Below are 26,618 nucleotides of genomic sequence, written 5' to 3'. Positions count from 1 at the left end.
GCCTACCCCTTCACTGATCCCTGGATCAGGGCCTTGATGAACTGTCGCTGGAAGATCAGGAACACGATGAGGGTGGGGGTGAGAATCAGCAGCGACCCGGCGCACAGCAGCACCAGGTCGGTGCCCCACTGACCCTGGAACGCCCCGAGCGCCCCGGCCATGGTGCGTTTGGTGGCGTCATCGACGAGGACGATGGCGAGCAGGAACTGGTTCCACGTCCAGAGGAACAGGAGGATCGTCAGCGAGGCGATCGCCGGCCGGGCGAGTGGCACCTGGACCCGCCAGAACAGCTGCCACGTGCTGCTGCCGTCCACCCGGGCCGCCTCGGACAGCTCGACCGGCACGTTGGTGAAGTGCGCGCGCATCCAGAACACCGCGAACGGCATGTACAGGCCGATCAGCGGCAGGATGATGGCCCAGCGGGTGTTGAGCAGGCCGAGATCCTGCATCTGGTAATAGAGCGGGGTGACCACGGCCTCGAAGGGCAGGGTCAGACCGAGCAGGAGAAGACCGAAGACGAGTCGGCCGCCGGGCACCCGCAGCTGACCGAGCCCGAACCCGGCCATGGTGGCGATGAGCACGGACACCGGCACGACACCCGCGACGATGAGCAGGCTGGAGCGCAGCAGTGCGCCCATGTTGGCGGCCGTGAAGGCGTCGGCGAAGTTTCCCCACTGCGGGTCGGACGGCCAGGCCAGACCGGTCGGCACGGTGCCGCGGGGCTGCAGCGCCGCCGAGAGCATGCTCACGAACGGCAGCAGGGTGACGAGGATCAGCGCGATCAGGAAGACCCGGCCGGTCATCTGTTCACGTCGGCTCAGGTTCACGGCTTCTCCCCTCGGGTGAGTCGCTGGATCGGCAGCACACAGGCCAGCACCAGCACCATGAGCACGACAGCGAGCGCCGAGGCGAGCCCGACCTGACGCTGCGAGAAGGCCAGCCGGTAGATCTCCAGGCCGGGAACGGTGGTCTGCAGGCCCGGACCGCCGCTGGTGGAGATGTAGACGATGTCGAAGCTGGCCAGAGCCGCGATGATCGTCACGGTGAGGCAGACGCCGATCTCCTGGCGCAGGCTGGGCAGCGTCACCGCGAGGAACTCCCGTACCGGCCCGGCACCGTCCAGGCGGGCCGCCTCGTAGAGCGCCGGATCGATCTTGCTCATGCCGGTGACCAACAGGATCGTGCAGAGTCCGAGCAGGACCCAGGCCCCGATCACACCGACCGCAGGTAGCGCCGTGTCGAAGTCGCCGAGCCACGCGCGGGCGACGCCGCCCAGGCCCACCGCGCGCAGCGCCTGGTTGAGCAGGCCGTTCGACGAGAGCAGCCAGCTCCACGCGATGCCAGCCGCCACCAGAGGGATGACCTGCGGCAGGAACAGGATGGTCCGGACCACGGTCCCGAACGCGCCGGTGGTGATCCGGCGAACCATGCTCGCCACCAACAGCCCGAGCGCGACGGGAATGAAGCTGAAGAAGACGATCAGGATGACCGCGTTGCCGATGATTTTCAGCAGATCGCTGTCGGTGAACACGGTGAGGTAGTTGTCCAGGCCCGCCCAGCGGGCCACCCCGATCCCGTTCCAGTCGTAGAGCGAGTACTGGATGGTCAGGGCGAGCGGGCGTAGGACGAACACCGCGTACATCACCAGGGCGGGCAGGACGTACAACCAGCCTGTCCCGGCCGCGCGGGCCCACCGAAGTCGGTGAGCCCGCGTGGGGGTGGGACGGGCGCGACGAACGTCCCGCCCGGTTGGTGCGCTGCCGAGGGCAGACGTCATCGGGACAGTTCCTTCGCGTACTCGGCCTGGACCGCCTTCACGTACCCCTCGGGCGTCTGCTGGCCGGCGACCAGCTTCTGCAGCTCCGGCGTGATCGCGGCGGCGAAGATGCCGCCGGTCGCGTTCGCGGTGAAGTCCACCGCGCCGTTCTCGGCACCGAGCTGCTGGGACGCCTTCAGGGTCTCGGCCAGGACCGTGTTGGCGGCGGCGGCGGGCACCGGCAGGTCACTCGGGCCACCGGGGCTGGAGCCCCCGACCTTGACCGCGATCTCGCGCGCCGTGGCGTTGGTGTGCACCCAGTTCAGGAAGTAGGCGGCAGCATCCGGGTTCTTGGCCTTGGCGGAGACACCGAAGGTATTGGGGGCGGACATCGCCACGTGCTTGCCACCGGCGGTCTCGGCGGGAAAGAGGAAGAAGCCCGCGTTGCCGGGCATCCCCTTGTCGAGGTTGGCCGACTCCCAGTCACCGTTGAACATGAACAGGCCGTTGCCCTTCTGGAACTCCCCCACCATGCCCGCGTAGTCCAGCGCGTTGGCGTCCTTCGGGAAGTAGCCGGCCTGCGCCCACTTCTGAATGGCCTGGGTGGCCTTGAGGGCGGCCGGCGTGTCGAATGTGGCCCCCGGCTTCTGGAAGATCCAGTCGGCGACCTGGGTCGGATCGCCGAACTGGTTCTGCAGTGCCTGGTGCGGGAAGTTGATGCCCGCGGTGTTCTTGTTGAACTGCATGATCGGCTGGACACCAGCGGTCTTCGCCTTCGCCAGCAGCTGCTCGAACTCGACGACGGTGGCCGGCGGCTGGGTCATGCCGATCTGACTGGCCAGCTTCTTGTTGTAGAAGACGCCGGTGACGCTGTAACCGAGCCCCATCCCGTACAGCGAGCCGGTGCCCCGGGTGCCGACACCGACGCGCAACTGCATCAACTGCGAGGCCGGGAACTTGTCCCAGCCGTACGCGGTGAAGTACGGGTCGAGGTTCTTGAGCAGGTCGTCCTTGACCAGGTCGACCATGGTGGGGAGTCGGATGATGTCGGGTGAGTTGTCCGACGCCAGCACACGCGGAGCGTTCTCCACGATCACCGTGAACTGGTCCTCGCGGATGTTGAACTTGACGTTCGAGTGCTGCTTGGAGAACTCGTCGGCCAGCGCCTTGGCCAGCGGGAAGCCGGTCTCGGCGTACATCTCCAGGGTGATCGGGTCGGTCCCCAGCTCCGTCTTGACGGCGGCATCGGGCTTCGTGTTCGACGACCGGTCCTCCCCGGGCGCGCTGCAGGCCGTCGCGGTCATCCCGATCGCCAGCAGCGACGTGAGGAGCACAGTTCTCCGTCGCGGGAACCTTGTCAGCAATTCTGCCATTTCCTGACTCCTTGACATCTCCGCGCGTCCCGCAGCCCATGGCTGCGCGACGGCTCCACCGGGACCACCGCGACCGGGGTGCCGGCCACGCCGCGCACGTCGTGACCAGTCGCCCCAGCGCAGCACCCGTACCGTCATCACAAAGAACCCGGCAAAGCCCACCGAAGGCGCCTCTGGATGCGCCAGAAGTGGTCGCTAAACTGATTTAGCAGAGCATGCGCGTGGCACGGGAAGCTGTCAAGGACAACTTGGCAACGGTGCGGAAACGGCGCGTTCACACCACGCCCGGCATGACCGGCGCTGGCCCTCCGGCGGCGACGCATCATGATGGGCAGGAGCGGCGCCTGAGGCACCGCGCCTGATTCGGAGGACTGATGGGCCGCAACAGAGCAACCCTGGCCGATGTCGCGCGCAGAGCCGGGCTGTCCAAGACCGCCGCGTCGATGGTGCTCAACGGCAGAGAGGGCACCCGGCTCTCGGCCGAGGCGCACCAGCGCGTGTTCGCCGCCGCCGAGGAACTCGGCTACCGGCCCAACCTCGCCGCGCGCAGCCTGCGTACCCGCAAGACGGCCACCATCGCGTTCGTCTCCGACATCGTCGCCACCACCCGCTTCGCCGGTGACCTCATCCGCGGCGCCCTCGACGCGGCCCGCGAACGGGACCACGTGCTACTCATCACCGAGACGCAGGGCGACGCCACCTTCGAGCAGTACGCCATCGAGGCGGTACTGGACCGGCAGGTCGACGGGGTGATCTACGCGGCGATGGCCACCCGACGGCTGACGGTGCCCCCGGCCATCCTCGGCGGCCCGGTGGTGCTGCTCAACGCCACGAGTTCCGACGGCCTGCCCAGCGTGCTTCCCGACGACGAGCGGGCCGGCCTCTCGGTCGCCAGCGCCCTTCTCGAACTGGGGCACCGCGACGCGATCGCGCTCATCGGCCGCAACCGGCTCAAGGAGGACGACCCGGAGGTGTCGCTCGCGGCCCGGGCGCGACTGCACGGCATCCAGCAGGCACTGGGCGAGGCGGACGTCTCCCTGCTGGCCGAGTGTTTCTGCACCGAGTGGCTGCCCGAGCACGGCTACGCGGCCATGCGTACTCTCCTGAACCGGTCGAAGCGACCCAGCGCGATCATCTGCATGAACGACCGGCTGGCGTTCGGCGCGTACCAGGCGCTCGGCGAGGCGGGGCTGAGCGTCCCGGAGGACATCTCGGTGATCTCGTTCGACGACGACCCGATCGCCGCCTGGCTCCGTCCCAGCCTGGCCACGACGGCGCTGCCGCACGAACAGATGGGACGACGTGCTGTCGAACTGCTCCTGGACGGCGGCGTCGCCGAGTCGCCGCTCGTCCCGATGCCTCTGCGCCGACGCAGGTCCCTGGCGCCTCCGGCCGGCTGACCACGACTGCGGGATCGGCACCGCAGCCGAACCTTGTCCGGCGCTAAAACGGACACGGCGCGGGCGCTCACCACGACGTGACGGCACAGGTCCGGGCTGAGGCGTGTCGCCCCAGCCCGGACCGCTCGGTGCCCCGCTGTCAGGTCAGCTCCGCACCTGCCACTGCTGGTTCGTGCCGCCGCTGCAGGACCAGAGGATCAACTTCGTGCCGTTCGCCGTCGCGGCGCTGTTCGCGTCGAGACAGAGACCCGACTGCACGCCCGTGATCGTGCCGTTGGCATTGATGTTCCACTGCTGGTTGGTACCGCCGTTGCAGTCCCAGATCACCACCTGGGTGCCGTTGCTGGTGCCCTGCCCGGAGGCGTCCAGGCACTTGGTGCCGTAGACCATGAGCTGCCGGCTCGCGGTGTGGGTCCACCGCTGGTTGGCGGCACCACTGATGCAGTCCCAGATCTGGGCCTGCGTGCCGTTGGTCGTGCTGGAATTGCCGATCTCGGCACAGCGCCCCGACTGGACGCCCACGATCTGCACGTTCTGCGGGTTGGTGCTGCCGCCACTCTGCACGCCGGCCGCGTTGATCACCGTCTGCGCGCCGGACGGCCAGTTGCCGTTGCTGACCGTGACGTTGCTGTTGACGACGTTGCCGCGGTCACCGTTCGTCACGTTCGTGCTGCCGTTGGTCGACCAGTTGTTGGTGACGGTGAAGTTGCCCATGTTCTCCGCGTAGTAGTAGTTGGCGGTGGCCCAGGTGCCGGTGGAGGAGAACACGTTGTTGCGGGCGGTGTAGTAGCGCGAGCCCTCGTCGAAGTAGAGCCCGAACCAGCCGTTGGTCCGCAGGCAGTAGTTCTCGTTGATCGTCCCGCCCGGGTTCGCCGACAGGGAGTAGATGCAGCCACCGTCGGTCATCTGCTGCATGACGTCGTGGATGTAGTTGCCGATGACCTGGTTGTTCGCCGCCGTCGTCGCCGTGGTGTACCGCGGCTGGTAGTTGTACAGACCACGGTTGGCGTAGTGCTGGCTGCCACCGGCATCGTTGGCGCCCCAGCCGTAACCGACCGACAGGCCGGTGTACGGCATGTTGTAGACCTCGTTGTGCGAGACCAGCGCCGTGTTCACGTAGGTCGTCAGGATCGAGACCACGCCGCGGTACTCCAGGCCGAGATCGTGCACCCGGTTGTTGCTGATGGTGATGTTGCGGTTGACCATCCGCTGGTCGCTCGGGTGGTGGGCGTCGGCGCGGACACCGCCCACCACGATGCCACCGGCGGAGTTGCGGGCGATCTCGGAGCGGGTGACGGTGATGTTGCTGGCACCCAGGCCGACGCCGCTGGCGTGGGCGTTGGCGTCGTTGCCGATGCCGATGGCCGTCTGCCCCAGGTTGACGAACTGCGAGTCGCTGAAGGAGATGGTGTTGGCGGCGGAGACCTGCACGGCGGCGGGCATCTGGGCCCAGCTCGGGCGGGTGGCCTCGAACAGCGGGCAGCCCTCCTGGCAGGAGGTCAGCGCGTCGGACGGGCGGGCCCAGGAGCCGACGATGTGCGCGCCGGTCTGCTGGTCGGCGAAGCCGTTGCTGCTGCTCGGGCCGAGCCAGCTGGTGCCGGTGAAGGTGATCCCGCTGAACGAGATGTGGTGCGCGGGCGTGGCGAGGGTGCCGCCGACGTTGACCAGGGACTGCAACTGCGGCAGCTCCACGCTGACGGTGCTCATGTTCTGCCCGGCGAGCGGGATGTAGTTGAGCTGGCCGCTGCTGGGGTTGAGATACCACTCCCCCGCCGAGTCCAGGAACTCGTACGCGTTGGCCAGGTAGAACGGGCCGGCCCGGTGCGGGCGGGACAACGTGTCGAACCCGAAGGTGTTGTTGTTCCAGGCGGGCTGCTGCATCGTCAGGAAGTTGCCGCTGATGCTCTGCACCGGCGAGTACCGGTCGGTGAACGAACCGACGCTCTCCACCTCGACCCGGTTCTGGTTGCCGAGGTTGTTGAGGTAGTTCAGCGCGCTGTTGCTGAACCGCATACCGGAGGTGGTGAAGGTGAAGTCGGACCGGTTCACGGCGGTACGCGCCCGGGTGGCGACGGCCCCGTTGACGTAGAGCTGACGGCTGTCGAGCCCGGCGGGCACGTTGGCCCGCCAGATGTTCTTCCCGGAGTCGACGAGCGACCAACCGGTGACCGCGCGAGCGCCGGTGATCGTCGGACGTGCGCCTGCGGCCGCCCGCCAGATCACCTGGTAGCCGTTGTTGCCCGAGTCGGCCGCGGTGAACCGCAGCGGCGACGAGAGCCGGTACGCGCCGTTGGCCAACTCGACGACGATGTCACCGGACATCGAGCTGTTGATCGCCCGCACCGCGGTCTGCGCGGCACTCAGCGAACACGGTTGGCTGGCGGAACAACTGGTGCCGGTGCCGGAGGGCGACGCGTAGAGGGTGGTGGTGGCCGCGAGTGCCGGGGACGCCGAGGCGGTTACCGCGACCAGGGCGGTCACCGCTGTCGCGGCGGCGCCGGCCAGCATTCGCCGCAGCGGTGGAATGGACGAGACGGACACGGGACGGTGCTCCTCACGTGAGGGGGGCGGCGGACGGATCCCCGGAACGGGGCGGTGGGTGAGCGGGGGCGGTCACCCGAGGATCTCCCGCAGATAGCGCAGGCCGTCCGTGGCGAGACGGTCCTGCGAGGGGGCCAGCGGACGCCAGATCGCCGCGGCGACCGCGATGGCCTCGTTCTCCGCCGTGAACGACTCGATGCAGATCGCACCCTGGTAACCGGTGTCCCGCAGGACGGCGAAGAAGCGGGGCCAGTCGAAGTGGTCCGCACCGGGAGCGCCCCGGTTGCTGCCGCTGACCTGCACGTGCTTGATGTGCGGGCCAGCGGCAGCGAGAGCCGCGTAGGGGTCGGCCTCCTCGATGTTCATGTGATACGTATCGATCATGATGCCGACGTTCGGCGGGAGCCCGTCAATCAACTCGACCGTCTGCTCGATCGTGTTGACGACGCTGGTCTCGTAGCGGTTCAACGCCTCGACACCGATGCTCACGCCCAACTCGCCGGCCTGCTCGGCAACCGGCGCCAGGGCCCTCCGGAAATCCGCGTAGCAGGCCGCGCGAGCCATCGGTGTCATCCGCCAGGTGCGCCCGACCGAGGCGTACACGGGACCGCCGACGCACGGCGCTCCGACGGCCGCGGCGGCCGCCACGCACCCGTTGAGGTACGCGACTGTCGACTCCACCACGGCCGGCTCGGCGTCGACCAGCTCCCGCCCCGGCGAGAAGGCCGCGCAGACGCCGGCCGCGACGAGGCCGTGTTCGGCCAGCAGGTCCCGGGTACGGACCGGGTCCCAGTCGCCGGGCTGCTCGATCGGCAACTCGACCGCGTCGAAGCCGAACGAGGCGATCCGCGGGATCAATTCGGCCAGGGCCTTGTCGTCGACCGGCGAGGCCCACACCCAGGGGTTGACACCGATGGCGTACATCGCGACCTACTTCCAGCGCTGCGGGTAACCGGGCAGGTCGGTGCAGCCGCACATCGCGTAGTGCAGCGGCGGCATGCTCGCGTCGAGGTACCGGTCCAGGTTGTCCTGGGTGACGGTCGGCTGCGGCAGCTTCCACGGGTTGGACACCTGCTCGCCGTCGAGGATCCGCAGCGCCGCGATGACCGGCGTACGCCACTGGTAGGTCGGGTAGGTCGGCGCGATCGCGGTGAGGTTCTTGTCCTTCCAGATCTTCAGGAAGTCGAGCTGGTCCTCGCCGTTCATCGGCGGAACGGGCTTGCCCGCGTCCTGGAACGCCTCGACCGCCGCGACGGCCACCGCTCCGGCGTCCATCCAGACGCCGTCGATCGTGCCGTACCGCTGGATGTAGTCGTCGACGATCTTCTTGGTCTTGGCCGGATCGCCATCGGTGAACTCGACGCCAACGACGTCGACCTTCGCCTTGTCGAACGCCATCTTCGCCGCCGACCAGCGGGTTTCCAGCACGTCGACGCCGGGCAGGATCCGCAGGGCGAGGACCTTCCCGCCGGGCTTCATCTTCTGACTGACGAACTCGGCTCCGACGTGGCCGAAGCCGTAACCACCGATGGGGTTGATGAACGTCACCGGGCACTTGGTGTTGACACCACGGTCGAAGACGACGACCGGCAACCCGGCCTGGCAGGCCGCCTCGACGGCCGGCGTGAGCGTGGCAGTGGTGTTCGGCGAGACGATCAACGCGTCACAGCTCTTACCGAGCAGGTCGTTGATGTCCGCGATCTGCTTCTGGTCCTTGCCTTCGGCGTCGACGTGCACGAACTCCTTGATGCGACTCTTCTGCGCCTCCACCTCGGCCTGCATGGTCTTGAACCCGACCTGCCGCCAGGGGTTGTTCAGCGCGGCGTTCGAGAAGCAGATCTTGTGCGGACCCTTCTTCTTGAACTTGGCGGTGTCCACCATCTTCGGGTTGAGCACCTGCTCCCACGGCTTGTCGGCGGGACCCGTCGGGGTCGCGGTCAACAGCGCAAGCTCGGCGTCATAGTCGGCCTGCACGAAGAACTTCGACTGCTCCCCGGTGCCCGACCCGGCGGGCGCGCTGCCCGACGGGCTCGCGGCCGGCTCGTCGGTGGCACAGGCCGTGAGGGACAGCAGGGTGACAGCGGCCAGAACCGCCATGGAACGTCGCACTATGGTTCCCCTTTATCTCGACGAAGAACGTGTTGCCGAGACCGCCACGGCGAGCAGGATGATCGCGCCTTGGACGGTCGACCTGAGGGCGCCGGAGACGCCGTAGAAATTCATGAGGGCGAAGAGCAGTTCGAGGGTCAGCGCCCCGAGCATCGCGCCGACGACCGAGCCGCGACCCCCGCCCAGCGCGACACCACCGAGGACGACCGCGGTGATCGCGCCGAACTCCAGGCCGGCACCGGCCTGGAACGAGACGCCGCTGTAGCCGCCCAGGAGGATCGCCGCGAACGCCGCCGCGAGCCCGCTGAGGATGAAGGCGATCGTTCGGGTACGCCAGACGCGCACCCCGCTCAACTCGGCGGTGCGCGGATTGTCGCCGACGGCGACAAGCGTCCGGCCGAAGTCGGACCGCATCAGCAGCACGGCCACCACGGCCAGAGCCAGAAGGACCAACAGCGCGTACGGCACACGACCGAGCAGCGGCACGTCCTCGAAGGCCCGCCGACCGAACCGCCGGAACTCCTCGGAGAGCCCACCCTTCGGGGCGCCGTCGGACCACAGGTAGACCGCGCCGACGAGGATCAGGAACATGCCGAGGGTGGTGATGAACGACGGCACCCGCAGCCGCGTCGTGATCAGACCGTTGACCAACCCCACGAACGCGCCGAAGGCGAGCAGGAGCAGCACCACGGGCCAGGTACGCGCCGGGTCGCCGTCGATGAGCCGGGCGGCCACGACCACCTGCGCGGTGACCAGGGAACCGACCGAGAGGTCGAACTCGCCGGAGACGATCACGAAGTACTGGCCGGCGGCGAGCAGGATGATCGGCGCCGAACGGCCGAGGAACGACATCAGCGACGGCGGGGAGAGGAAGTCGGGCTGCCGGATGCCGACGAGCACCACCAGCACGGCGAGAATCGCGAGGATCGGCAGGAGACCGCCGGGGCGGACCCGCGGGAGACGCAGCGGCAGCGTACGACGCTGAACGGTCTGCATGGCTAGGCAGCCGCCTTTCGCATGGCCCTGCGGGCGTAGACGGCGACCGCGGCGATGATGATCGCGCCCCGGATCACCTGCTTGAAGAAGGCGTCGACCTCGAGCTGGTTGAAGATCGCGTCGATGCTGGCGAGCAGCAGCACGCCCCCAACCGTGCCGATGACACCGCCGCGCCCACCGGCCAGGGCGGTTCCACCGATGACCACCGCGGCGATCGACTCCAGGTCGTAGAGGCCCTCGGTGCCCACCCGGGGCGCGCCCGAGCCGAGCCGACTGGCGAGGTAGATGCCGGCGAGGCCGGCACACATCGAGCACAGCACGTGGGCGGTGACGAGGATCCGGTCGTTGCGGACCCCGGAGAGCCGGGCCACCTCCGGGTCCCCACCGACGGCGACCAGATGGTGGCCGAAGCGGGTCTTCGAGAGCGCGAACCAGGCCGCCGCGGTCACCGCGACCAGCAGCAGGAACGACACCGGCACCGGGCCGATCCGCTGGTAGCCGAGGGACTGCACGAGCGTGGGTGAGGTGGTGCCGGCCGGGCCGTCGTAGCCGTTGTCGAGGTAGCCCTTCAGCAGCAGCCCGACGCCGAGTGTCGCGATGAACGCGTTGACCCGGAGCTTGGTCACGAGGAGCCCGTTGAGCAGCCCGATACCAGCGCTGACCGCGAGCGCCAGGCCGACCGCCGGCAACAGCGCACCGTCACTGCCGTTCATCGTCTCGGCCGCGACGAGAGTGCTGAGGCTGATCACGTACGCCACGGAGAGGTCGAGCGAACCGCCCAGGATGACCAGGGTCTGGCCGACAGCCACAAGCCCGAGGCCGGCCGCGACGTGCAGGAGACTCACCGTCGTGGACTGGTTGAAGAGTTGGCCACCGTCCAGGAGGACAACCAGCCAGCCGATCGCCAGGGTGAGCGTCAGGGCCACGAACACACCCGGTACGGGTCGTCGGGCCGGCAGCAGCGACAGAGCGCTCACTGGGCCATCTCCCGTGTGGTCCCGACCGCCAACGCGACGACCTCCTCCTCGGTCGCGCCGGCGGGCAGCTCACCCGCGACGTGGCCGTCCCGCATGACGACGATCCGGTCACTCATCCCCAACAGCTCCGGTAGATCGGACGAGATCATCAGCACCGCCGCGCCATCACGGGCGAGGCGGCGGACGAGGTCGTGAATGGCTGACTTCGCACCCACGTCGATGCCTCGGGTCGGCTCGTCGAAGAGCAGGATCCGCGGGTTGAGGGCGAGCCATCGGGCCAGCACGACCTTCTGCTGGTTACCCCCGGACAGAAAACGGATCTCCTGGTCGTCGCCGGCGCCGCGGACCTCCACGGCGGCGAGCAACTCGCGCACCCGGACGGTCCGGGCCGCGCGGCCGGACCGGGCGGCGAAGACGGCTCGGCTGGCGAGCAGCGCGTTGTCGAGCACCGACTGCCGACCGACGATGCCCTCGCCCTTGCGGTCCTCGGTGACGTAGGCGATGCCGGCCCGCATCGCGGTGCGGGGTGAGCGCAGTCGGACCGGCCGGTCGTCGAGCGTGACGTCGCCGGTCGTGAAGGGCGACACCCCGAAGATCGCGCGGGCCAGCGCGGACCGTCCGGAGCCCTGCAGGCCGCCGATGCCGAGCACCTCGCCGGCGCGCAACTGGAGGTTGACGTCGCGCAGCTTCCGGTTTCCCACGTCGCGCAGGTTGAGCCGAACCGGACCCCGGTCCTCGGGTGCGGCCCGGTCCGGGTAGTAGCTGGACAGTTCCCGGCCGACCATGTGTCGTACCAACTCGTCGGCGGAGGTGTCCGCGGTGTCCACCGTGGTCACCCGACGGCCGTCCTTGAGGACCGTGATCCGGCTCGACAGGTCGAAGACCTCCTTGAGCCGGTGCGAGACGTACAGCAGGCCGATGCCCCGCTCCTGGAGTCGGCGCACCAACCCGTAGAGCAGCTCGACCTCGTGGTCGGCCAGCGCGGCGGTCGGCTCGTCCATGATGAGCAGCCGCGCGTCCAGGGCGAGAGCCTTGGCGATCTCGACGACCTGCTGCTGTGCGACGCCGAGCTGCCCCACCCGGGCGTCGGCCGGCAACGCGGTCTCCCCGATCGAGTCGAGCAGTCGCCTGGTGCGCTCGAGCATTTCCCGACGGTCGACCAGACCGCGACGGACCGGCTCGTGGCCCAGGTAGACGTTCTCCGCGACGGTGCGCTCCGGGAGCAGGTTGAACTCCTGGTGGATGATGCCGACCCCGGCCCGCTGCGCGTCGCGTGGGCCACGGAACGTGCGCGGTTCACCGGCGAACTCGACGGTGCCCCCGTCCGGGGCGTACCCACCCGAGACGATCTTCATGAGGGTCGACTTCCCGGCGCCGTTCTCACCGACCACGGCGTGCACCTCACCGGGCGCGACGTCGAGGTCGACACCGTCGAGTACGCGGACTCCGAGGAAGGACTTGCCGATGCCCCGAAGGGTGAGCAGCGGCGTCGGCGGCGGATCTGACATCCCGAAAGCCCTCACAGATAGTAGTTATCGACTGGATCCAGCCCCGCGTTCCGGCGGTTCTGTGGCACCGCACTGCGAACTTTCGTAGCTATCGACGAAGGCTTATGTTTGCGTGTAGCGAACATTCCCTTGACATCGACGAAACATCACACGTATGAAGATAGATGTTTGGTTGCGGGTCCGCAATCCTCGACCGGGGCTGATTGCCAGGGCCATCACCCGATCGACAGCGGCGCCGCAGCGAGGGAGCCGCGCACGACCGTCGTCACTTGGGCAGGACGTCGGACGTCGTCGTATTAATTGACAGAGGTCGATCTCTAGCTCATCCTGACCTCGTGGATCACCGGACGAGATCTACAGCGGTCATCACGCTGTGTGACGTCCTACGGGTCTGACTGCCGTTTCGGCGAACGGCACGAGGACCGACCACCGCACCCCGTGCACCCCTGCGCGTCCAGGCACAACCTGACGAGCCGTGGCGCCCGTGGTGGCAATCGGAGTTGCCCGCCCAACCTAGGAGACGGCATGCGTCGCAACACATTGCTCATCTCAGTGATCGCCGGCCTGTTGCTGGCGCTCGGACTCGCCCCACCCGCGTCGGCGGCCCCGGCCTTCCGCGCCCTGCTGTTCACCAAGACCGCCGGCTACCGGCACGACTCGATCCCCGCCGGGATCTCCATGTTCCAGCAGCAGGCAGCGGCGAACAACTTCGAGCTGGTGGCAACCGAGGACTCGAGTGTCTTCACCCCTGCCAACCTCGCGACCTTCGACGTCATCATCATGTTCCAGACCTCCGGCATGGTCTGGACCTCGGCCGCCCAGCGCCAGGCAGTGGAGGGTTACCTCGCCAGCGGCAAGGGCATCGTCGGCATCCACAACGCCACCGACATGGGTATCGAGTCCGAGTACCCGTGGTGGGACCAGACCATCAACGGCGGCGCCCACATGCCGGAGCACTCCCCCGGCGTGCTGCCCGGCACCGCGATCGTCGCCGACAAGCAGCACCCGTCGACGGCCGGTCTGCCGGATCGCTGGAACCGCAGCGAGGAGTGGTACAACTTCGACTCCAACCCGCGCGGCAAGGTGCACGTCCTGGTGACCGCCGACGAGCGGACGTACAACCCGGGGTCCCGCGCGATGGGCCCGGACCACCCGATCTCCTGGTGTCGCAACACCGCCGGCGGGCGGGTGTGGGCCACCGCGATGGGCCACGCGATCGACTCCTACAGCGAGACGAACTTCCGCAACCACGTGCTCGGTGGCGTGAAGTGGGCCGCCGGTAACGTCGCCGGCGACTGCGGTGGCACCGTCTGGAGCAACTTCGAGAAGCGCACCCTGGACGACAACACCGTCGACCCGATGGCGATGGCGGTAGCCCCGGACGGACGGGTGTTCTATGCCCAGCGCGGCGGGCAGTTGAAGATCTTCAAGCCCTCCACCAACAGCACCGTGACCGCCGGGACGCTGAGTGTCTACACCGGCGGCGAGGACGGCCTCACCGGCATGGCGCTGGACCCCAACTTCGCCACCAACGGGTACGTGTACCTCTACCACTCCCCGGCGAGCAGCTCGACCGACGTCAACCGCGTCTCCCGCTACACCGTCAGCGGTGACACGCTGAACATGTCCAGCGGCGTGACGATCATCGACATCCCGGCGTACCGGGACCGGACGTTCCCGGAGCCCGGTCACACCGGCGGCTACATCGAGTTCGGTCCGGACGGCAACCTCTTCATCGGCACCGGCGACGACACGCCCCCGAACCTCGACCCCAACTGGCAGGGCTACGCCCCGCTGGACTGGCGCTCGGGCAAGTCCAACCTGGACGCCGCCCGCAGCGCGGGCAACACCAACGACCTGCGCGGCAAGCTGCTGCGCATCCGCCCCGGAGCCAGCGGTGGCTACACCGTCCCGAGCGGCAACCTCTACCCCCAGGGCACCGCGCAGACCAAGCCGGAAATCTACGCCATGGGCTTCCGCAACCCGTTCCGGTTCTCGATCGACCCCGCCAACGGCTGGGTCTACCTGGCCGACTACGGGCCGGACCGCAACCCGCCGACCACCAACCGTGGCCCGGAGGGCCTGGTCGAGCTGAACGTGATCAAGACGCCCGGCAACTACGGCTGGCCGTTCTGCCACGGCAACAACCAGCCCTACGCTCCGTACAACCCGGACACCGGCGTGGTCGGCGCGAAGTTCAACTGCTCGGCACCGGTCAACAACTCGCCGAACAACACCGGTCTGGTCAACCTGAAGCCGGTCGTCATGCCCAACATCTGGTATGGCTACCCCGCCTCGACGACCTTCCCGGAGCTCGGCTCCGGCGGCTCCGCGCCGATGGGCGGCCCGGTCTACCGCTACGACGCGTCGAACCCCTCCCAGACGAAGTTCCCCGCCTACTACGACGGCGTGCACTTCTTCTACGAGTGGGCGCGCAACTACGTCAAGGAGGTGCACTTCGACTCCTCCTCGGCGGTGACCCGCACCAACTCGTTCCTGCCGGGCGTTGGCTTCAACAAGCCGATGGACATGGAGTTCGGCAAGGACGGCTCGCTCTACCTGCTGGAGTGGGGCACCAACTTCGGCGGCGGCAACAGCGACTCCGGGCTCTACCGGATCGACTACATCCAGGGCGGCCGGTCCCCGATCGTCAAGGCCACCGGCACGCCCACCAGCGGCAAGTCGCCGCTGACCGTCCAGTTCAGCAGTGCGGGCACGTCCGACCCGGACGGCAACACGCTGAGCTACCAGTGGACGTTCGGCGACGGCACCACCTCCACGGCGGCCAACCCGTCGAAGACGTACACCGCCAACGGCAACTACACGGCCCAGCTGAAGGTCACCGACAGCACCGGCAAGACGGGCTTCGCCAACGTCCAGATCACCGTCGGCAACAGCGCACCGGTGCTCACCATCACCACACCGGGCAACGGCGGCATGCTCACCTTCGGTGACAAGGTGCCATACCAGATCACCGTCACCGATCCGGACGGCGGCACTGTCGACTGCTCGAAGGTGTTCCTCAACCCGGCGCTGGGTCACGACGACCACGCCCACGAGACCACCGAGTACCCGGGCTGCTCGGGCACCATCTCCACCGACCTGCTCGGTGGGCACCCCGACGGCGCCAACCTGTTCTACGTGCTGAACGCCCGGTACACCGACAGCGGCGGTGCGGGGGGCGCGGCCCCGCTCACCGGGACCGCCCAGGCGATCCTCCAGCCGAAGCACAAGCAGTCCGAGTACTTCAGCAGCCAGTCCGGCATCCGGGTCGTCGACCAGGCGGCGGCGGAGAGCACCAAGCGGGTCGGCGACATCTCCACCAACGACTGGATCGCGTTCAGCCCGATGAGCCTGTCGGGCATCTCGACGGTCAGCTACCGGGTGTCGTCGCCCTCCGGTGGCGGTTCGATCGAGCTGCGCGCCGGCTCGCCGACCGGCACCCTGCTGGCCACCACCACGGTGCCCAATACGGGCGGCTGGGACAACTACCAGTCCACGACTCCGGTGAGCGTCGCCGCGCTCAGCGGGACACAGACGCTCTACATGGTGTTCAAGAACAGCAGCAACTCGTTCGATCTGGACTCGCACACCTTCGGCGGGAACGGCGTCGGGACACCCGGCACCGGCACCGGCGGTGGCCTGGCGGGGAAGACCTACACGGTCACGGCGCAGCACAGCAACAAGCTGATGGACGTCAGCGGTGTCTCCACCGCCGACGGCGCCCAGATCACCCAGTGGGCGTCCACCGGTGCCAACAACCAGAGGTGGCAGGCCGTCGACGCCGGTAATGGCGCGCTCTACCTCAAGGCGGTGCACAGCGGCAAGTGCGTCGAGGTGGTCGGTAGTTCGACTGCGGCGGGTGCCTTCCTCCAGCAGGCCACCTGCAACAACGGCAACCAGCAGAAGTTCACCGCCACGGCGACGGGAACCTCCGGCGTGTACACGGTGAAGAGTGTGCTGAGCGGCCTCTGCGTCGACGTCAACGGCGCGGCCACCACCGACGGCGCCCGACTGTTGCAGTGGACCTGCCACAGCGCGGCCAACCAGCAGTGGCGGTTCACCGCGGTGTGACCTGTCGCGGTAACAGATGACGTCCCGGTCGGGACCGGTGTCCGGAAATCGGAGCCGGTCCCGGCCGGGACGTCTGTGTCAGTTCGGTTGGACTGCGGAGTCCGGACCGGGCGGTGCGGTGAGCAGCCCGGCCGTGGCCAGGGCGTCCCACAGCTCCCCGGGTACGGCGACCTCGGACCGTCGCACCGTCTCGGCCACCTGCGCCTCGTTGCGGACGCCGACCACCGTCGACACCACGGCCGGATGCCGGCGGACGAAGGCGAGTGCCGCCTGCGGCAGGGTCACCCCGTACGTCTCGCAGACCGCGGCGATCCGCCGCGCCCGCTCGATCACCTCGGGTGGGGCCTGCTGGTAGTTGTAGACGGCATCGGCCGGCGGCCGATCCTGCGACAGCAGCCCCGAGTTGTAGACGCCCGCGATGACCACGCCCACCCCCCGGTTCTCGGCGACCGGCAGCAGGTCGTCGGCCGCACCCTGCTCAAGCAGGGTGTACCGCCCGGCGCACATCATGACGTCGACGTCGGTCTCCCGCACGAACCGCGCCAGCATCGCCGACTGGTTCATGCCAGCGCCGATAGCACCCACGACGCCCTGGTCCCGCAGGTCGATCAGGGCGGGTACGGCCTCGTGTGCGGCCTGCTCCCAGTGGTCGTCCGGGTCGTGCAGGTAGGCGATGTCGATCCGGTCCAGCCCGGTCCGGTCCAGGCTGGCCTCGATGGAGCGGAGGATGCCGTCGCGGCTGAAGTCCCACACTCGCCGGTGGCTCGCGGGGACATCGAATCCGTCGGAGTCCCGCCGGTGCGCGTCCTGAGGCGACGGCACCAGAAGTCGCCCGACCTTCGTCGACACCACGTACTCGTCGCGCGGCCGTTGCCGCAACGCCGCGCCGAGTCGGCGCTCGGACAGGCCGAGGCCGTAGTGCGGCGCGGTGTCGAAGTATCGGACGCCCGCCTCCCACGCCGCGTCGACCGCCGAGGCGAACTCCTCGTCTGCCGTCGTCCGGTAGAGGTTGCCACCCTGGGCCGCGCCGAAGCCCAGCTCGGTGAGGAGCACCTCCGGGCGACGCGGCAGTGCGCGCTCCCTCATCGGCCCAGCCAGCCGCCGTCGACGGGCAGCACGATGCCGTTGACGTAGTCCGACGCGGTCGACGCCAGGAACACCGTGGCACCGCCGAGATCGTCGGCGCGACCCCACCGGCTGGCCGGGATCCGGGCGAGGATCGCCTGGTTGCGGTCTGGGTCGTCGCGCAACGCCTGGGTGTTGTCGGTGGCGATGTAGCCGGGGGCGATGGCGTTGACGTTCACCCCGTGGGCAGCCCACTCGTTCGCCAGCGCCTTGGTGAGGCCAGCCACGCCCGACTTCGAAGCGGCGTAACCGGGGACGGTGATGCCACCCTGGAAGCTCAACAGCGAGGCCGTGAAAATGATCTTCCCACGGCCACGCTCGACCATCGTCCGGCCGATCTCCCGGCTCAGGACGAACTGGCTGCTGAGGTTCACCTCGATCACGTGGTCCCACATCTCGTCCGGGTGCTCCGTGGCCGGGGTCCGGGCGATCGTGCCGCCGTTGTTCACCAGGATGTCGACCGGTCCGAGAGCGGTGATGTCGCGGGCCAACCGGTGTACGGCGGCGCGGTCGCCGAGGTCCGCCCGCAGCGCGGTGAACCGCCGACCGGCGGCCCGCACCCGACGTTCGACCTCGCTGCCCTCCGCCTCGAGCTGGGCGGAGACACCCACGATGTCGGCACCGGCCAGGGCCAGGGCCTCGGCCATGGCCAGGCCGATGCCACGTCGGGCCCCGGTCACGACGGCGGTACGTCCGGACAGATCGAACAACGCGGTCACTTGTTGCCCTCCCGCACATCGAGCAGCACCTTCATCACGCCGCCACCCTCCAACGCGGCGAAGGCGGCGCTGGCCGCCTCGACCGGCTCGACCCGGGAGATGAGCTGCCGTGCCGGGATCTCACCCGCGGCGACCAGCCGGATCGCCTCCACCATGTCGTCGCGCTGGTAGAGCCGGGCTCCGAGCAGTTCCAACTCGCGCCAGAAGAACCGGTGCAGGTTGACCTCCCGGGGCTGGGGATGGATCGCCACCATGACCAGCCGGCCGCGGGTGGTGAGGACGTCGACCGCCGTGGTGACGCCGGCGGCGGAGCCGGACACCTCGAAGGCGATGTCGGCGCCCGCGCCATCGGTACGGTCGTTGACCAGTGCCACGACATCGGTCGATCGCGGATCGACGGTGTCGATACCGATTCCCTCCGCCACCTCACGGCGGAACGGGTCCGGCTCGACGAGGAGCACCCGCGCGCCGCGGCCCCGCGCGACGGTGGCGATGAGGACCCCGACCGGGCCACCGCCGACCACGACCACCTGGTCGTCGGCGGTCACGTTCCCTCGACGTACGTCGTGCACGGCGACCGCGACGGGCTCGACAAGCGCGGCGTGGTCGAGGGGCAGCTCCTCCGGAAGCGGCAGGACCAACTCCGCCGGCACGTTCCAGTAGGACTGCATGGCACCCGCCGAGTCGATGCCCAGGAAGTTCATCGCGTGGCAGACGTGGGAGTTCCCACGCTTGCAGGCTGCGCACCGTCCGCAGGGCCGGGTCGGCATCACGGTGACTGCCTGACCGACGTTCCAGCCGGTCACGTCCTCGCCGATGGCCGCGATCCGCCCGGACATCTCGTGCCCGATGATCGCGGAGTCACCGACCCGGGCGTCCATGTCGCCGTGGTAGATGTGCAGATCCGTGCCGCAGATGCCGGTGTACGCCACCTCGATCCGTACCTGGCCGCGACCCGGTGCCTCCGGGTCACGGTCCTCGATTCCGAGGTTTCGCGCCCCCCGGTAGACGACTGCCTTCATCGTTCCTCCGTCTCGACGGTCGGTACGTCGGTCGTGCCGACCGGGCATGGTCGTGGGTGCACCGCCGTGGCGATGCACCCACGCCTTCCTGTTCTGGTTGGCAGCTCAGTGTCGTACGGTCGGCGACACCTCGTTGCGCGAGTTCAGCGGCAAGACGGGCACCTGGCGGGCGGGGATCACGCCGTCCACCCCGGCCAGCAGCCGCCGTCCGGCCCGCTCCGGCCGGACGTTGGGGCTGTCGGCCGTCTGTGCCTGCGGGCGGCGGTTGGCCGCCCGGATCTGCTCCTCGTCCACCCGGACCCCCAGCCCGGGTGAGTCGCCGAGGATGAAGGCGCCATCCTCGACGTGCAGGTCGATGGAGACACCGACCGGTGGGTGCAGGTCCTGCAATTCGCTGGTCAGGTGGTTCGGCACCGAGGTCGCGGCGTGCAGGAGCCCGAACGGGCTGTTGCCGATCGGGCTGACCGGCAGGTCGTGGGCGTGGGCCAGGGCGGCCGTCCGCAGGAAGTGGGTGACCCCCCAGACGGCCGCCATCTGGACGACGTCGACCGCGCCAGCGGCGATCAGCGGACGGTACTGTTCGAGCCCGGTGAGGTTCTCGCCGGTAGCGACCGACGCGCACACTCCTCGGCTGACCGCGGCAAGGCCCTCGGCGTCCCAGCGCCGGACCGGCTCCTCGATCCAGATGAGGTCCAGGGTGCGTTCCAGTTCGCAGACGTGCCGGACGGCCTGCTTGCGGGTCCACACCTCGTTGACGTCGAGCATCAGACCCGGCCGTCGGCCGTGCCCGGCCTCGGTCAGGACGTCCTTGACCAGGCCGAGGCGGTGCCGGTCGCTCTCGATGTCGAGGCCGCCCTTGAGCTTGGCCGCCCGCAAGCCGTGGCTCGCGTAGACCTCGTACTCGGCGACGAGTTCGTCGTCGGTGAGCCCGATGTCCAGACCGGACGCGTAGGCGTTGACCCGCCGGTCACGTCCGCCCAGCAGCCGCCACAGCGGCTCACCGGCAGCCTGCGCCTTGATGTCCCAGAGTGCGGTGTCCAGAGCGCCGATGGTGCCGAACACCGGCCCTGCGTGGCCCGCCTTGAAGGTGTGCCGCAGCATGCGGTCGTACAGGGACGTCACGGCACGGGGGTCTTCGCCCTCGATGGCTGCGAAGATCCGCTCGATCTCGACGTGCGGGCCGATGCCGACCCCCGAGATGCCCTCGTCGGTGTCGACGACGACGAGCGAGACCGGGACCACCCCGTCGGCGAAGACCCCGTTGGCATCGCCGACGGGTCGCCCCCATTCCTGGACCGTGGTGAGCGTCCGATATCCCGTGATCCGCATGTCAACCCTTCGTGGAACCGGCGGCGACGCCGTCGGCAATTTGGCGCTGGAGGAACAGGTAAACCAACAGAACGGGTATCGCGGCGATCAGCACTCCGGAGGCGAAGCTAGGGATGTTGTCGGAGTACTGCCCGCGCAACGAGGTCACGCCGACCATGAGCGTCCGGTGCTCGGCCGAGGGCATCATCACCAGCGCCATGAGGACGTCGTTCCAGCAGAACAGGGCGTTGAGGATGCCCACCGACAGCAGCGCCGGGGTGCCCAGGGGCAGCATGATCCGGCGATACACGCCGTACACGGTGCTGCCGTCGATCCGCGCGGCGTCGACGATCTCCGGCGGGATGCCCTTGTAGTAACTCGTCATGAGGAAGACCGTGAAGGGCAGGAACTGGGCAACGTAGGTCAGGATCAGGCCGGGGTACGTGTCGATGAGCGCGGTGTCGGCCATGATCCGGGCGAGCGGCACCATGACCACCTGGAACGGGATGAAGAGCCCCGCGAGGCAGCCCAGGAACAACGCCGACGAGCCACGGAACCGCAGTTGGCTCAGGGCGAAGCCGGCCATCGACCCGAGCAACAGCAGCAGGAACACCGATGCCATCACCACGAACAGCGAGTTGGCGAAGTAGCGGCCCATGCCGACGCTGTTCCAGGCCGTGCTGATGTTTTCCCAGCGCAGCGCGTCGGTCAGGCCGAACCGGTCGAGGATGTAGTCCCGCCGGGTCTTCATCGCGACGTTGGCGGTGAACAGCAGGGGGTAGATCGTCGCCAGGGCGAGCAGCGACATGGGGATGGCGATCAACCACCGTCCCAGGCGGAGGCGAGACATCAGTCCTCCTTTCCGGATCGTTCGAGCAGCTTGATCTGCAGAAGCCCCACGACGAGCATGATCATGAAGAGGATCGTCGAGGCGGCCGACGCGAGAGCCGGACGGTTCATCTGGCCCTGCTGCTTCCAGATGTAGAACTCCGGCAGGTACGTCGACCCCTCCGGCCCACCGCTGGTCATGATGTAGAGCAACCCGAACATCGAGGTCAGCATCCCGATCATCGTGGTCACGAAGACGAACTGGATGGTGCGCGAGAGGGCCGGGATGATCACGTGCCAGACGACCTGGCGGAGCGTCGCCCCGTCCACCCGGGCGGCGTCCAGGAGCGCGGCGTCCAGGGTGGCGAAGCCAGCGAGGAACACCACCAGGGCCATCCCGAAGGTGGCCCAGATGTGCACGCCCACCACCATGTACATCGCGAGGTCCGGGTCACCGAGCCAGTCCACCGGGCCAACACCGACCGATCCGAGGACGGCGTTGAGGGGGCCGTCGAAGGCGAGCAGCATGTTGAAGATCGCACCGACGATGACCGGCGACAGCACCGCGGGGAAGAAGTAGACGCTGCGGTAGAAACGGTGACCGGGCACCCGCAGGTAGATGAACGTCGCGAGCAGACCGGGGATCGCCACCGCCACCGGAAGCAACAGCACCAGCAGCCCGACATTGCGCAGCGCGGTCTGGAACAGGGGGTCTGCGAACAGCTCACGATAGTTGCCGAATCCGACCGCCGTCCCGTTCTGCTCACCGTCACCGGTGAAGGAGAAGTTGACCCCGAGCAGCAGCGGGTAGAGGCGCAGCACCACGATGATCAGGACGGCCGGAGCGACCAGGATGTAGGGGGCGTAGCGCTCGGCCCGCAGGCCGCCCCCGGCGCGACGGGGGCGCGCGCCTTTCCGATGTGCGGAGGAGGTGACCGCCGCCCCGCCGGCCCGTCCGGCCTGAGCCGAACGGACCGACGGTTGCGTGTTTCCGATCGGCACGAGGTCAGCCCGCCTGGTCGGAAGCGGCCAACTGCTTCACCACCTCGTCGACGGTGATCGAACCGCTGAGCAGCTGCTGGGAGAGGCGCCCCATCAGGTCCAGCGTCTTCGAGGAGAGCGCCACGTGCAGAGCGGGCTTGCCGCTCTTCAGCTCGCTGACGAGCGTGGCGGCGGCCGGACCGGCCGCGGACACGTCGATGGTGGTGTCGGCGGCGATCGCGCCGGCGTCGGCGTAGAAGGCCTTCAACGCGTCGGCCGAGCTCAGGGAGCGCGCCAGGTCGGCGGCCACCTTCGGGTCCTTGGTCCACTTGGCGACCGCGTAGCCGATGCCACCGTCGTACGGCAGGCTCGGGGTGGTGCCGGCGGTGATGATCGGGGCCTTCATGACGCCGAGCTTCTCCGGGGTCAGGAACTCGTTGAAGTCCTGCCAGTGCCCCACGTCCGACATCAGACCCATGACGTGCGCGGCCTTACCGGACTGGAAGAGCGCGAAGGAGTCGTTGAACATCGCGGTCGAGTTGGCCCCGTCGCTGTTCATCTTCTTGTCGCCGGCCTCCTTCCAGAGCTGGAAGAGCCGCTTGACGTTGGGCGACTGCCAGTCGCGCTTGCCGGCGATCCAGGCGTCGTACTCGGCAGCGGTGAGGGTGGTCGACCCGAGGCTCGAGAGCCAGAACTGGATGCCGACGCCCTCCTTGTTGCCGAGGGCGAAGCACTTGGCGCCAGCCCTGGCGATGGCGGCGCAGTCGGCGGAGAACTTGTCCCACGTGGTGGCGGGGCTCGCCGGGTCGAGGTTCGCCTTCTGGTAGATCGCCTTGTTGTAGTAGATGGGGTAACCCTGCAACGTCACCGGGCTGGCGTAGATCTTGCTGTCCTTGGTGAACGCTTCCCAGCCGGCCAGCCGCTGCTTGTCCTCGGCCACGTAGTCGTCCAGTGGCACCAGCGCGTCCACCCGGTCGCGGATCTGGCCGCCACCGTTGAACAGCATGACGTCCGGGCCCTTGCCGGACTGGATCGCCGCACCGAGCAGCGTGTAGTACTGGTCGAAGGGCTGTGCGACGAATTCGACCTCGACGTCGGAGTGCTTTTTCTTGAAGTCGGCCTTGACCTTCTCCAGATAGGATTTGGCGAACGGCTCGCCGGACTTCCAGTCCCACACCACCAGCTTGCCATCCGAGCTGGTCGATTTGCCCGAATCACTAGCACTTCCACAACCGGCCAGGGCCAGGCCCACGACGAGGACGGCCGACCACATTGCGCGCTGTCTCATCAGTTGTCACCTCTATATGGGGGGTGGCCGGCGGGTGTCCCGCGAGCCAATGTTGACCGGAAGGTAACTCGTATGACGTGTGACGTCAACACTCGGCCGTACACTGAGCCAGACGTCGTGCCACGGCGAGCCATTCGGAGGGGACATGACGCCACCGCAGGAGACGGCCCTGAACAGCCCGGCAACCCCGGCGTGGGTGCGTCGGCCGACCAACCTCGCCAGGGCGGTCACCGCCGAACTGGTGGAACGCATCGTCCGTGGCGTACACCCGTCCGGGACATCGTTGCCCCCCGAGCCGATCCTCTGCGAGACCTTCGGCGTGAGCCGGACCGTCGTCCGGGAAGCAGTGAAGATCCTTCAGGAGAAGGGGCTGGTGCAGGTCCGCCAGGGCGCCGGCACGATGGTCACCCCGCCGTCACACTGGGACATGCTCGACGAGCTCGTTCTCGCGGCCACCATCGCGGTGGACGACAGCCTCGCCATCCTCGATGACCTGGTCGTCACCCGGCGCGTCCTGGAATCCGACATGGCGAATGTCGCCGCCCGCCTCGCCGACGCCGAGACCGTCGATCGACTGCGGGCCATGGTGGACCGGATGGACGAGCTCGTCGACGACCACGTCACCTACCACGACCACGACCGGGCCTTCCATGACACGATCATGCAGGCATCGGGGAACCGCATCGCTCGTGGTGTGGTGCGCGCGCTGGAGAGCCAGGTCATCAACACCGCCCGCTACATGGGCCGGACCGAACGCGCGTTGTGCGTGGCGTCCAACCAGGGCCACCGACGCATCTACGAGCGCATCGCCGCCCGCGACTCCAACGGCGCCGCGGAGGCGATGTTCACCCACATCACCGAGGCCTGGCTGGTCCGTCGCAGTGGCTCGGGCAAGCCGGTTCGTCTGCAGCGCTGACGGACGACCGACGAGGCGGCGCCCACCCCCGGGGTACGGGAGCAGGCGCCGCCAGCTGAGACCGACCGGTCCTACGAGAACTGGGCGAAGAACCTCCAGATCTCACCCTTGGTCCAGGTCGTGATGCCACTCTCGGCGTAGGTGCCGTCCACCGGGCCGGGCATGTGACCGTTGTCGTACGCGGCCCACTGCACCGGGTACCCGGACCGGCAACCGGAGTAGGCGGTCGTGATGTGCGCACGACTGCCGCCTGCCGGCTCGGGCGGGTTCTGGGCGGTGCAACCGTTGTTGCGGACGAAGGTGTCGCGCAGCGCCCTTCCCCCGGAGATGTTCAGGACGTTGTCCGAGATGCCGTGCAGCCCGAAGTACGCGATGGGCTGCGTACCGCCGCTGCACCCGCTGATCTGCCCGCCGGAGATGACCGCGACGGCCCGGAAGACGGTGGCCCGTGCGCAGGCGATGGCGTAGCTCATGCCGCCACCCCAGCTGAAGCCGAGGGCGAAGCGCTGTCGCGGGTTGACGCAGAGGCTGCTCTCGATCCGGCTGATCATGTCATCCACGAAGGTGATGTCCTCACCGCCGGAGTTGCCCCAGCCATTGCCGAGCCCCTGAGGCGCGACCAGGATCGCGCTGTTGTTCGACTGCTCCTGCTGCCCGTAGTAGGACCACGGGGTCCCGCTGGTGCCGCCGGAGGAGATCTCCTGCATGGTGCCGCCCCGCCAGTGGAACGCGAAGATCAGCCGGTAGGGATTGCTGTTGTTGTAGTTGGCGGGTACCCGCAGGATGAAGGAGCGGCTCTTGCCGTTGCTCTGAATCGTGTACGTGCCGCTGGACAGCGTCGGGGCCTTGCCGCACCCGCTACCACCCGTCGGTGGTGGGTTGCCGCCGCCGACGGGAACGAGTTGCCACTGCTGGTTGGTGCCGCCCCAGTCGGCGTACTGCACGACGTTTGCACCGTCGGCGGTGGACGCGCCCTGCACCTCGACGGCCTTGTTGCTGTTGCGGTTGAGCAGCCGGACGTAGCCACCGTCCGAGTCGGCCAGCCGGAACTGCTGGTTCGTCCCGTTGAGGTCGGACCACTGCACGATCGCACCGCCGTCGGCGGTGGAGAAGTTGCTGACATCGAGCACCTTGCCCGAGTGCCGCGACTTGATCCGGTAGTAGCCACCCCCGGAGTCCACGAACTGCCACTGCTGGTTGACGCCGTTGTTGCGCGTCCACTGGCTGATTCGCGCCCCGTCGTTGGTGGCTGAGGCGTACACGTCCAGCGCCTTGCCGCTGTTCCGATTCAGCAACACGTACCAGGCACTGGTGTCCACTCCGGAGCCCGGCGGGGGCGTGGTGGGCGGGGTGGAGCCGCCGTTGAGGGCGTCCAGGACGGCGGTGTACGCGGCCTTCTTGTTGCCGTTGCAGTCGAACAGCAGGGCGTTGTCGGACCCGCGCCAGGAGTCGCAGTCGCGCACGCCCCACGTGGTGATGCCGGTGCAGCGCGAGACGGCCATGCAGGCCCGGGTGACGGCACCGAAGATGTTGGCCTGGTTGCCGCCGGTCATCACGTCCAGCTCGGTGATCTGCACATCCACACCGAGATCGGCGAAACGCTGCAGATTCGCCTGGTAGTCACTGGCCAACGAGGTGCCCAGGTGCGACTGGAACCCCACACAGTCGATCGGCACGCCACGGGACCGGAAGTCCCG

20 protein-coding genes are annotated in these 26,618 nt (G+C 68.4%); 3 read left to right on the top strand and 17 right to left on the bottom strand.

The features are described 5' to 3' along the window. Positions 1-2: 2 nt before the first annotated feature. From C7C45_RS19540 to C7C45_RS19530, 3 genes are read right to left on the bottom strand one after another with little or no spacing between them, the layout of a single operon-like run. Positions 3-827, bottom strand: a complete 825-nt coding sequence (locus tag C7C45_RS19540) for a carbohydrate ABC transporter permease (protein ID WP_110565129.1) — start codon at positions 825-827, stop codon at positions 3-5. Beyond that, positions 824-1,777 (bottom strand): carbohydrate ABC transporter permease, encoded by a 954-nt coding sequence (locus C7C45_RS19535; protein ID WP_110565128.1) that lies wholly within the window; start codon positions 1,775-1,777, stop codon positions 824-826. Before C7C45_RS19535 ends, C7C45_RS19540 begins: the two co-directional genes overlap by 4 nt. After that, positions 1,774-3,090 carry an ABC transporter substrate-binding protein gene (locus tag C7C45_RS19530; protein WP_244200452.1) on the bottom strand — a complete coding sequence of 439 codons (1,317 nt, stop codon included), beginning with the start codon at positions 3,088-3,090 and terminating at the stop codon, positions 1,774-1,776. The genes C7C45_RS19535 and C7C45_RS19530 overlap by 4 nt, the downstream gene beginning before the upstream one ends. Positions 3,091-3,503: 413 nt before the next feature. On the opposite strand from C7C45_RS19530, the gene C7C45_RS19525 reads away from it, so the two are divergent. Continuing rightward, positions 3,504-4,529: a LacI family DNA-binding transcriptional regulator gene (locus tag C7C45_RS19525; RefSeq protein WP_110565126.1), complete on the top strand. Its 1,026-nt coding sequence runs from the start codon at positions 3,504-3,506 to the stop codon at positions 4,527-4,529. Between the two features lie 144 nt (positions 4,530-4,673). Here C7C45_RS19525 and C7C45_RS19520 read toward each other — a convergent pair whose 3' ends face one another. The 6 genes from C7C45_RS19520 to C7C45_RS19495 form a co-directional block, all read right to left on the bottom strand. Then, the gene (locus C7C45_RS19520; RefSeq protein ID WP_110565125.1) at positions 4,674-7,037 is read right to left on the bottom strand and encodes an RICIN domain-containing protein; all 2,364 of its coding nucleotides are present in this window, start codon (positions 7,035-7,037) and stop codon (positions 4,674-4,676) included. A 105-nt stretch (positions 7,038-7,142) separates the two neighbouring features. Next, positions 7,143-7,994, bottom strand: a complete 852-nt coding sequence (locus C7C45_RS19515; protein ID WP_110565124.1) for a sugar phosphate isomerase/epimerase family protein — start codon at positions 7,992-7,994, stop codon at positions 7,143-7,145. A 6-nt stretch (positions 7,995-8,000) separates the two neighbouring features. Then, positions 8,001-9,179 (bottom strand): substrate-binding domain-containing protein, encoded by a 1,179-nt coding sequence (locus C7C45_RS19510; RefSeq protein WP_244200451.1) that lies wholly within the window; start codon positions 9,177-9,179, stop codon positions 8,001-8,003. Positions 9,180-9,191: 12 nt separating this feature from the next. Beyond that, positions 9,192-10,175 carry an ABC transporter permease gene (locus C7C45_RS19505; protein WP_208641221.1) on the bottom strand — a complete coding sequence of 328 codons (984 nt, stop codon included), beginning with the start codon at positions 10,173-10,175 and terminating at the stop codon, positions 9,192-9,194. A gap of 2 nt (positions 10,176-10,177) precedes the next feature. Further along, the gene (locus C7C45_RS19500; protein ID WP_110565122.1) at positions 10,178-11,152 is read right to left on the bottom strand and encodes an ABC transporter permease; all 975 of its coding nucleotides are present in this window, start codon (positions 11,150-11,152) and stop codon (positions 10,178-10,180) included. After that, on the bottom strand, positions 11,149-12,660 hold the full coding sequence (locus C7C45_RS19495; RefSeq protein WP_110565121.1) for a sugar ABC transporter ATP-binding protein: 1,512 nt from the start codon (positions 12,658-12,660) through the stop codon (positions 11,149-11,151). Before C7C45_RS19495 ends, C7C45_RS19500 begins: the two co-directional genes overlap by 4 nt. Positions 12,661-13,185: 525 nt before the next feature. Here C7C45_RS19495 and C7C45_RS19490 point away from each other — a divergent pair. Continuing rightward, positions 13,186-16,734 carry a ThuA domain-containing protein gene (locus tag C7C45_RS19490; RefSeq protein WP_110565120.1) on the top strand — a complete coding sequence of 1,183 codons (3,549 nt, stop codon included), beginning with the start codon at positions 13,186-13,188 and terminating at the stop codon, positions 16,732-16,734. A 78-nt stretch (positions 16,735-16,812) separates the two neighbouring features. On the opposite strand, the gene C7C45_RS19485 is transcribed toward C7C45_RS19490, so the two are convergent. The 7 genes from C7C45_RS19485 to C7C45_RS19455 form a co-directional block, all read right to left on the bottom strand. After that, complete coding sequence (locus tag C7C45_RS19485) at positions 16,813-17,820, bottom strand: aldo/keto reductase (RefSeq protein WP_110565119.1); 1,008 nt, start codon at positions 17,818-17,820, stop codon at positions 16,813-16,815. Beyond that, positions 17,817-18,578 carry a 2-dehydro-3-deoxy-D-gluconate 5-dehydrogenase KduD gene (gene kduD / locus C7C45_RS19480; RefSeq protein ID WP_110565118.1) on the bottom strand — a complete coding sequence of 254 codons (762 nt, stop codon included), beginning with the start codon at positions 18,576-18,578 and terminating at the stop codon, positions 17,817-17,819. Before kduD ends, C7C45_RS19485 begins: the two co-directional genes overlap by 4 nt. Beyond that, entirely contained in the window at positions 18,575-19,600 is a 1,026-nt protein-coding gene (locus tag C7C45_RS19475) for a zinc-dependent alcohol dehydrogenase (protein ID WP_110565117.1), read from the bottom strand. The genes kduD and C7C45_RS19475 overlap by 4 nt, the downstream gene beginning before the upstream one ends. Positions 19,601-19,705: 105 nt before the next feature. Continuing rightward, complete coding sequence (locus C7C45_RS19470; protein ID WP_110565116.1) at positions 19,706-20,929, bottom strand: mandelate racemase/muconate lactonizing enzyme family protein; 1,224 nt, start codon at positions 20,927-20,929, stop codon at positions 19,706-19,708. A gap of 1 nt (position 20,930) precedes the next feature. Then, positions 20,931-21,758, bottom strand: a complete 828-nt coding sequence (locus C7C45_RS19465) for a carbohydrate ABC transporter permease (RefSeq protein ID WP_110565115.1) — start codon at positions 21,756-21,758, stop codon at positions 20,931-20,933. Next, on the bottom strand, positions 21,758-22,738 hold the full coding sequence (locus C7C45_RS19460) for a carbohydrate ABC transporter permease (protein ID WP_110565114.1): 981 nt from the start codon (positions 22,736-22,738) through the stop codon (positions 21,758-21,760). The genes C7C45_RS19465 and C7C45_RS19460 overlap by 1 nt, the downstream gene beginning before the upstream one ends. Before the next feature lie 4 nt (positions 22,739-22,742). After that, on the bottom strand, positions 22,743-24,005 hold the full coding sequence (locus C7C45_RS19455; protein ID WP_110565113.1) for an ABC transporter substrate-binding protein: 1,263 nt from the start codon (positions 24,003-24,005) through the stop codon (positions 22,743-22,745). A 145-nt stretch (positions 24,006-24,150) separates the two neighbouring features. Between C7C45_RS19455 and C7C45_RS19450 the strand changes: the two genes are divergently transcribed. Continuing rightward, the gene (locus C7C45_RS19450; protein WP_110565112.1) at positions 24,151-24,921 is read left to right on the top strand and encodes a FadR/GntR family transcriptional regulator; all 771 of its coding nucleotides are present in this window, start codon (positions 24,151-24,153) and stop codon (positions 24,919-24,921) included. A gap of 71 nt (positions 24,922-24,992) precedes the next feature. On the opposite strand, the gene C7C45_RS19445 is transcribed toward C7C45_RS19450, so the two are convergent. Beyond that, a partial coding sequence (locus C7C45_RS19445) for an RICIN domain-containing protein (RefSeq protein WP_110565111.1) occupies positions 24,993-26,618 on the bottom strand: 1,626 nt, incomplete at its 5' end.

This window comes from Micromonospora arborensis, from assembly GCF_003205615.1.
In the GTDB taxonomy this organism is placed as follows: Bacteria; Actinomycetota; Actinomycetes; order Mycobacteriales; family Micromonosporaceae; genus Micromonospora; species Micromonospora arborensis.
The sequence above is the reverse complement of the archived record's forward strand: the minus strand, read 5'-3'. Positions and strand labels throughout refer to the sequence as shown.